Below are 7,019 nucleotides of genomic sequence, written 5' to 3'. Positions count from 1 at the left end.
AAGCGCGAGTTAGAAGCGCGAGTTAGAAGCGCGAGTTAGAAGCGCGAGTTAGAAGCGCGAGTTAGAAGCGCGAGTTAGAAGCGATGGCGAATGCCGGCCACCGTCAGAACTTGGTAGCTCGCGCCAGAATTGACGTCATAGGACCCAATGACTGCCTGTGCCGCGCCCAGTCCGTTCTGCCCGCTGGCATGCTGGTATGCGGCAATGGCGAACAAATCTGTGCGTTTGCTCAGCAGATAGTCGACACCGAGATTGACCTGGTGGTATTTGGCGGATGAGTCGCCAGTCGACTTGGTGTAGTTATAGCCAACAGTCGTCTGGAAGTCCGGCGTCACTTGCCAACTCGCGAAGACTGAGCCGTTTTGGTATTTTTCCGACCGGGCAAAAGTCGATGCGCCATCGGGAGCGTAGTCCGAATAACTATAAGCAGCGCCGAACGTCACTGGCGCAATGACATACTGCGCGGCAACACGTGTAATGCTGACCGAGTTCGCCGATGCGTACGCAGAGTTGATTGCGCTGTTAAAGAGGGAGTCCGAGGCCGAAGTGCCGCGGGTAGAAAGCGTCGGGTTACCGTTGTTTATATGTAGATAACCCGCTGCAACTGATAGAGGGCCCCGCGCGTAAGACGCAGCGCCGGAATACACTTGACCAGAGCCAGTTGAACCGGCAACACCGCCAAAAGAATACATCGCTTCGAGTGTGACGCCGCCCCACACAGGACTCGCCCATTTGACGGCATTGTCAAACCGAGCGCTGCTGTCGTAGTTGTCGACGTCTCCGGGCGTTGCCCAAATTCCGCTGAAGAAGTCGCCGGTGATGGGCTGAACGAGGTCGGAGATTGGGTCGTACTGTCGGCCCAAAGTGACAGCGCCCCATGTCGGCGCTGATAGACCCACCCACGCCTGCCGGCCGAACAGTCTTCCGCCTTCGTTAATCTTTCCGGAGCCAAGGTCGAATCCGTTTTCGATATCGAAGTTCGCACTCATTCCGCCACCGAGGTCTTCCGTACCCTTTAGTCCCCATTCATTCTCGGAGACGTTCCCGGTGGACATTTTCCACTGGGAACTCTGGCCCCCGCTGTTATGAATGTAGCCGATCGCGACGTCGAGAATCCCGTAAAGCGTGATACTGCTCTGCGCGTGAGCGTTAAGGCTGGTTGCCAGGCCAAGCGCGGCTGCCAGCGCGGTAAGTTTCCTCATCTCTGCTTCCTGTCGTTTGCGAGTTGTATTTAGGTTCACTGCGATACGGGGGTGTTGCGCACAGCTACGCCGTCGGACGCGGGGCACCCGTTGCGTGATAAGTAGTGTTGGCAGCCATAAATCCAGGCTCAATTTCGCAGGCCCGAAAAATGGACTCGCATACTGACGCAGCAAGTGCGTCAGGAAGAAGCTTTGGATCGCGAAGCTATGCGAGAGACCGCGGAATGGAAATAGAAGGCGTTTGCAAGCAACATTGTTGACCTTGCGAATCGCCCCGGTGCAGCACGACATGAGCGAACTTGCTCGCAGGTTCGTGAGCTTGTAAGTCCGATGCCAACGAACAGGGGAGCAGGCGACGAGCGGACCAGTGCGCTCTAATCGCCGGGCATCGCAGATGCAATGAGGAGACGTAATGCAGGTAGGGAAAGTCGAGGGGAAGGGAGCAGGAGGAGCAAGACGCTCTGTTGGTAGCTACGACTACATTATCGTTGGTGCTGGAACGGCGGGATGTGTCGTGGCGAGCCGCCTCTCTGAAGACGCTGACGTTTCAGTCTTGCTTCTCGAGGCCGGTGGTGTTGACGACTACCATTGGATACACGTGCCGGTTGGCTATCTCTATTGCATCGGGAACCCACGTACGGATTGGTGTATGAAGACAGAAGCGGAGGCCGGACTGAATGGTCGCGCGCTTGCTTATCCGCGCGGTCGTGTCCTCGGTGGCTGCTCGTCTATCAATGGCATGATTTACATGAGAGGGCAGCGCGAGGACTACGACGATTGGGCCAACCGGACTGGAGATTCATCCTGGAATTGGGAATCGGTCCTGCCGGTCTTTCGCGATAGCGAGGACTATCACGGCGGTGCCAGTGACGCGCATGGTAGAGGGGGACCGTGGCGTGTTGAGAAGCAACGTCTCAAATGGAAAATTCTCGAAGAATTTTCACGTGCCGCGCAAGAAACTGGCATTCCTTTTACCGATGACTTTAACCGCGGAAACAACGCAGGCGTCGGTTATTTTGACGTGAACCAAAAGAGCGGTGTCCGCTGGAATGCATCCAAGGCGTTTCTGCGCCCAGCGTTGAAGCGCCCCAACTTGAAGGTCATGACGGGAGCGATGACACAGCGCCTGACTTTCGACGGCAACCGGTGCAGCGGCGTCCATTTCGAGGTCAACGGGGAGAATCTGAGTGCGGCGGCGAATCAGGAAGTCGTAGTATGCGCAGGCGCGGTCAATTCGCCCAAGCTGCTGGAGTTATCCGGTATAGGCGATGGGGCACGACTGAAGCAGTTTGGCATTGACGTCGTGAGCCATCTTGTAGGCGTTGGAGAGAACCTTCAGGACCACCTGCAACTACGCATGGCTTACCGCGTTTGCGGGGCGAAGACACTTAATACGCTCAGCGCGCATTGGTGGGGAAAGCTTGCAATTGGCATGGAATACGTTTTTAAGCGCAGTGGCCCAATGGCAATGGCACCGTCGCAGCTTGGCGTGTTCGCCAATTCCGGCACGGACCGTGCGAGTGCACGTCCAGATATCCAATATCACGTCCAGCCGCTATCGCTTGAGAAATTTGGGGAACCCTTGCACGCGTTCGACGCTTTCACCGCGTCGGTTTGCCAGTTGCGGCCTTCGTCGCGAGGCACGATTCACATTAAATCGCCCGACGCGTCGGCCGCGCCCATCATCGCGCCGAACTATCTTTCTACCGAGTACGACAAGGAGGTCGCGGTGAACGCACTCAAGTACACGCGCCGTATCGTTTCTGCGAGTGCCCTCCAAAAGTACGAGCCCGAGGAGATACTTCCTGGAGAGGAATACCAGACTGACGATGAACTGATTCGCGCTGCGGGGAATGTTGGCACGACAATTTTTCATCCGGTGGGAACTTGCCAGATGGGTCGCAAGGGCGAGGCAGGTGCAGTTGTCGACTCGCGTCTGCGGGTCTTTGGAGTCGTCGGACTGCGTGTCGTTGACGCTTCAATTATGCCGACGATTACGTCGGGAAATACCAACTCGCCAACGGTGATGATTGCCGAGAAGGGGAGTCGAATGCTTAAGCAAGACAGAAAGGCGGTAAAGCCAATCAACGTTTTAAAAGTGCCTATTACGAGTACAGCTGCCTGATTGTTGTCGCCAGGCGACCCCCAGGCCACTCATTAAGGCGACCATCTTTTTACCACGCGTGAGGCCACTACTGGCCTCTTGGCGCAGGACCTCGGTCCTGCGCTTTTTTGCCTTCTCGAACCGCTCGGGTGCGGGGTGAGCTGCGACGCCGCAGCACCGCTTGAATCCAGAGTCTTGCACCCGGCGCTCGCATTCTTATCCGGATTTGTCTGCGGACTTTAACAGGGCCCCTCACAAGAGGGTCCGAAGACGTCGTGTACGGGTAAGTCCCATTCGCACTTCGATATTTAAGCTTTGCGCTGTGTTGAGCGCTGCCCGAATGCGGCGACCCGTCAACCACGGGCTCGTTCAACACAAATGTAAGCGAATACGGGGGGCGCCGCAGCAGTTGCCGAAACTCATTGCGTCAGTTTGCGTCAGGTTTGGAATGGTTGCGAAATTGAGGCAGAGATTTTGGATGCCGAAACTGCGTTCACATTGAACCGTTTCCCCGCCCAGTGTGCAGACCTCCCAGTGAGGTCGTCATTCTAAGGGTCCACGGGGCGACATTCGCATCACTCCACTCTCTTAAGCGGGACCAGCGCAATGGCATCGATAAAATTCGAGCACGTCTATAAGACGTTCGGTGAAACCAACGTCGTGTCGGACCTCAACCTGGACGTCGAGGACGGGGAGTTCCTCGTTTTCGTCGGACCGTCTGGCTGCGGCAAGTCGACCACCCTGCGCATGCTGGCGGGACTCGAAAGCCCGACTGACGGTCGCATTTCGATTGGGAACAAAGATGTGACGGCGCTCCCTCCAGGGCAACGCGACATAGCAATGGTGTTTCAAAGCTACGCGCTTTACCCGCACATGTCGATTTACAAGAACCTCGCGTTTGGAATGGAGGTGCGCAAGTCGAGTCCCAAGGAAATCGAGAAGCGCATTCATGAGGTTGCCGCAATGTTGAAACTCGACAGCCTGCTTTCGCGAAGCCCCGCCGAGCTCTCCGGAGGCCAGCGCCAACGCGTTGCGCTGGGACGCGCGATGATTCGCGAGCCGCGACTCTTCCTGCTTGATGAGCCGCTTTCGAATCTCGATGCGGCGTTGCGCAGTCACATGCGCAGCGAAATTTCCGACTTGCAGCGCCGTCTCGGTACTACGATGGTGTACGTCACCCATGACCAGGTCGAAGCGATGTCGATGGGGCACCGCATCGCCGTTTTCTCTGGAGGCAAGCTGCTCCAGATTGATACGCCCGAGCGCCTATACCGGCGCCCCGTGGACCGATACGTCGCAACCTTTATCGGCTCGCCACGGATGAATATCGCCTCCAGCGAAATCAGTCTCGCATCGTCCGATGCCGACTGCCTCGCTCTTGGTGCGAAGTTTCGCCTTCCGCCGGCTCAACGTGTTGAATTCAACGGGTCAATGCCTTCGAACATTGAGGTGGGCATCCGGCCGGACGACCTCCATTGGGTCAAGGATGCGCCTGCACGATGTGAAGTTCGGACGTCGGGTGTTGTGGAGGCCATCGAGACGACGGGTTCAGAGAACTTCGTGCGTGTTGCGATTAACGGATCCACGGTTGATGCGCGATTCCCCGGCTTTTCGCCTGTGGCACTCGGCGAGCGCGTAGACCTCGTGTTCGACCCGGCAGATCTTCACTATTTCGATGCGAATACAGGCAAGAGTCTCCGTCACTAAATGCGGGGTGAAAGCGTAGGTTGATTTTCAACAATAGACGATAGGAGTCCAGCAATGCGTTGTTTTGTTCGCAGCAAGAAGTTGGCGGCAGTGGCGTCGGCGATGTTCGCGTCCGGTTCGCTTCTTTGCAATATCGCCCATGCAGATACCGTTCTCAAGCTGGCCTATGGGTCCGAGTATGTGATGGTTACGCCGGAAATTACGACGAAGTTTTGGGGCGATATCAAGACTGATTTCGAAAAATCCCACCCGGGTGTTACGGTTCAGCTCGTCCCGATTCCGGGAGGGTTCGACGACATCGTGACCAAGGTCAGCATGTCCTACGGCAACTCAGGTGCTGCTCCGGATGTCGCACAATTGCCAGCCCAGGAAATGGCGCAATGGGCGGCGAGCGGCTACCTCTTGCCGCTCAACCAATACGTTGCAACCGCAGCTTGGTGGAAGGACGTGCCGGATGCCGTGAAGCAGGAGGGCACGACTGGCAAGGACGTGATTGGCATTAGCCAAGGGGTCAACACTTCAGGGCTGCTGTATGACCGTCAGATTTTCCAGAAGGCGGGGCTCCCGGCTGACTGGAAACCGAAGAACTGGCAGGACATATTTGAAGCCGCGCGAAAGATCAAGAAGTCGGATCCGAACGTATGGCCGTTGTGGGCGATAACGGGCCCCGCAGGGGGTACGTCCGCGCTGGTCGAAGGTGCCGCCAATTTGCTTATGGCATCGAGCGACCCAGCGATAAAGGACGCATCGGGGAAGTGGGCGGTCGATACAAAGGGTATTCGGGAGGTTTTGAACTTCTACCACCAGGCGTCCGTAGAGGGGCTGCTCGCTCCGTCGTCGTTGATTCTTAACGCCAATTCGCCTGCGCTTGCGACACCGGAATTCCCGAAACATCACATCGGTATCGGGCTTGTCGGAAATTATGTGCCCGCCGCCTGGAGCAAGTCGATGTGTGCGCCTTGCTGGCCGGAGGCCCAGAAATTCATTAGCTTCGCACCACTACCTACCGTCACCGGCGGTGGCGTCGGCTATGCAAGCGCGTTCGGCGGCTGGGACCTTTCCATATACAAGAAATCCGCGCATCCGGACTTGGCTTGGCAACTCGTTTCGTTGATTGTTGGCAAGAAATATCTTGTGGCAGGCGCGAACGGGACGGGCTTCGTTCCCCCGCAGACCGCCTACTGGACGGATAAGGAATACACCGAGCTTGCACCACCTTATCAAGAACAATTCGGCAAGCTGTTAGCCGTTGCGAAAAGCGTTCCTGCTGACCCGGAGTATCCGCTTTGGGCCCATGCGCTTGAAGCGGCGACCGAAGCGTTGGTTCTGAAGCCGAACATGAGCGTGGACGACGCTGTCCGCATGATGAAGAAAGAACTGTCGAACCAGCTTGGTGATGACAAGTTGATGGCCGCGCGATAGTCGGTGCGGTTCGCTGGCTGCCTTATCGGGCGGCCAGCGTATGTTCTGGAGAGTTTTGATAATGAATCAGACCACGTTTCGCCCTGTGAGCCTGGTGCTGCTTGCGCCTGCGGCCATCCTCCTGCTTTCGCTGTTAGCGCTACCGATTGTCTACGCTATCTACCTTGGATTTACCAATCTCCAGCTCATCGGACCACACGCAGTTAACTATTGGTTCAGTAACTTCTCAATAACCCGGGGCGAGCGCCAGCATGCTGTTCAAGCAGAGAGGGCGATGCGTTGTTCGAGGAGATGAGGCAGGAGGGGAATTTGATCGCTGCAAGAAATGCGGTCTGTCAGATACTCCCAGAACGAAATGTTCAGCTTGCGGCACGTCGCCTTTAGACTCGAGAACGTATCGCGGCATTGTCGGCCGAGCTCGCTGCGCGTGCCGCCACTGATCTTTCGTTTTTTGACCTGATCGCGAATGTCGCGCTCACTGCCATTGGTATGCAGCGGGACCTCAGGACGCTCCAACACCAGCAGCAACTCGGACTTGTTCATGTGAATCCGTCTGAGCAAACGATCGAGCGTCGCATAGAGGG

General features: G+C 56.7%; 5 protein-coding genes. 3 read left to right on the top strand and 2 right to left on the bottom strand.

The features are described 5' to 3' along the window. Window positions 1–74: 74 nt before the first annotated feature. Window positions 75–1,493: a porin gene (locus BSU04_RS27650; protein ID WP_306427232.1), complete on the bottom strand. Its 1,419-nt coding sequence runs from the start codon at window positions 1,491–1,493 to the stop codon at window positions 75–77. A 121-nt stretch (window positions 1,494–1,614) separates the two neighbouring features. On the opposite strand from BSU04_RS27650, the gene BSU04_RS27645 reads away from it, so the two are divergent. The 3 genes from BSU04_RS27645 to BSU04_RS27635 all read left to right on the top strand — a co-directional run bounded on the left by BSU04_RS27645 (window position 1,615) and on the right by BSU04_RS27635 (window position 6,435). Then, window positions 1,615–3,327 carry a GMC family oxidoreductase gene (locus BSU04_RS27645; protein WP_089163560.1) on the top strand — a complete coding sequence of 571 codons (1,713 nt, stop codon included), beginning with the start codon at window positions 1,615–1,617 and terminating at the stop codon, window positions 3,325–3,327. A gap of 585 nt (window positions 3,328–3,912) precedes the next feature. Further along, on the top strand, window positions 3,913–5,013 hold the full coding sequence (locus tag BSU04_RS27640; protein WP_089163559.1) for an ABC transporter ATP-binding protein: 1,101 nt from the start codon (window positions 3,913–3,915) through the stop codon (window positions 5,011–5,013). A 102-nt stretch (window positions 5,014–5,115) separates the two neighbouring features. Next, window positions 5,116–6,435, top strand: coding sequence for an ABC transporter substrate-binding protein (locus tag BSU04_RS27635; protein ID WP_179258463.1), 1,320 nt, complete (start codon window positions 5,116–5,118; stop codon window positions 6,433–6,435). A 258-nt stretch (window positions 6,436–6,693) separates the two neighbouring features. On the opposite strand, the gene BSU04_RS27630 is transcribed toward BSU04_RS27635, so the two are convergent. Beyond that, window positions 6,694–7,019, bottom strand: a 326-nt coding sequence (locus tag BSU04_RS27630) for an IS66 family transposase (protein WP_218827358.1), incomplete at its 5' end; no start/stop codon positions are given.

The sequence above is a fragment of the Caballeronia sordidicola genome (assembly GCF_002220365.1).
GTDB lineage: Bacteria > Pseudomonadota > Gammaproteobacteria > Burkholderiales > Burkholderiaceae > Caballeronia > Caballeronia sordidicola_C.
The sequence above is the reverse complement of the archived record's forward strand: the minus strand, read 5'-3'. Positions and strand labels throughout refer to the sequence as shown.

Coding starts and splice junctions, on each gene's coding strand:
- BSU04_RS27650 (WP_306427232.1), bottom strand. CDS start 1,493: ATGTCGTGCTGCACCGGGGCGATTCGCAAGGTCAACAATGTTGCTTGC.
- BSU04_RS27645 (WP_089163560.1), top strand. CDS start 1,615: ATGCAGGTAGGGAAAGTCGAGGGGAAGGGAGCAGGAGGAGCAAGACGC.
- BSU04_RS27640 (WP_089163559.1), top strand. CDS start 3,913: ATGGCATCGATAAAATTCGAGCACGTCTATAAGACGTTCGGTGAAACC.
- BSU04_RS27635 (WP_179258463.1), top strand. CDS start 5,116: ATGTTCGCGTCCGGTTCGCTTCTTTGCAATATCGCCCATGCAGATACC.